The sequence below is a fragment of the Grimontia marina genome, assembly GCF_900060185.1.
Lineage (GTDB): Bacteria > Pseudomonadota > Gammaproteobacteria > Enterobacterales > Vibrionaceae > Enterovibrio > Enterovibrio marinus.
The window spans coordinates 1-866 of sequence record NZ_FIZY01000188.1; the positions used below are offsets into that span (position 1 = coordinate 1).

1 protein-coding gene and 1 pseudogene are annotated in these 866 nt (G+C 47.7%); both read right to left on the bottom strand.

The genetic code is table 11. The annotated features are described in order from the left end of the window. The coding region (locus GMA8713_RS25890; protein ID WP_157515802.1) for a molybdopterin-dependent oxidoreductase at positions 1–563 on the bottom strand (563 nt) is incomplete at its 3' end. Positions 564–585: 22 nt separating this feature from the next. Next, a pseudogene (locus GMA8713_RS25895) lies at positions 586–866 on the bottom strand (NapC/NirT family cytochrome c); the annotation flags it as partial.

The window sequence follows — 866 nt, forward strand, 5'->3', positions numbered from 1 at the left end:
TAAGGCATGATGACTTGCGCAGCACCCGTAGAATAATCACCTAAATGACCCGAATAGCCTCCCGCCATACTCATATAGCGTTGCAGTAGGGTTTGGGCTTTATGTAAAATCCCACTGGATCGCCAGCCGTAAGAGCCCGCAAAAATTGACTCGGCTCCATAAGCAGTGCGAATACGAGCATGCTGTTGGTGGATTAATTGCAGCGCTTTTTCCCAACTAACGCGGACGAACTCATCGTCTCCTCGTTTACCATCTGGCATATGGGGATTGGCTAGAAAACCTTTACGCACCATCGGGTATTTGACCCGAGCTTGAGTATGCACTTGATCTGGCGCTGAGGTTTGTAGACTATTGGGTACGGTTTGCGGCAATGCATTCTTGGAAGAAATAATTTTCCCATCCTTAACTTCAACCAGCATAGCACCCCAACGCCCAGCAGTCAGTACACCAGCTCCTCGCGGTGCGGAAGCGAGAACTGGCATGGGTTTAACCGAAAAAATAGCGACCGCACCTGCAGTTGCACCAGCGCTTTTTAGAAAACTTCGACGTGTGAGAGTAGTCATCACTGAATCCTTATTTCATTTTTTATTGGGCAACAACATCTTTCGCATTGTATTGGAAATATTTCGTGAGGATTTCTAGATCCTCTGCGGAAATAGAGGTACGGTCCCCCATACTTTTTGCCACAGAAGGCCACGCGTTAACCGTAAAATGGTTACTCGGAATTTTGGCATGACATGTTGAACAGTAAACATTGTCCAACTGCTCAGCGTATGCCCAAAGCGAATCCATTTTACCCAACACTGGCGTGTCGATGTCCCCGGCAAGTGTTACTTGACGCCACTGATTTCCGTAGGCATCTTCGT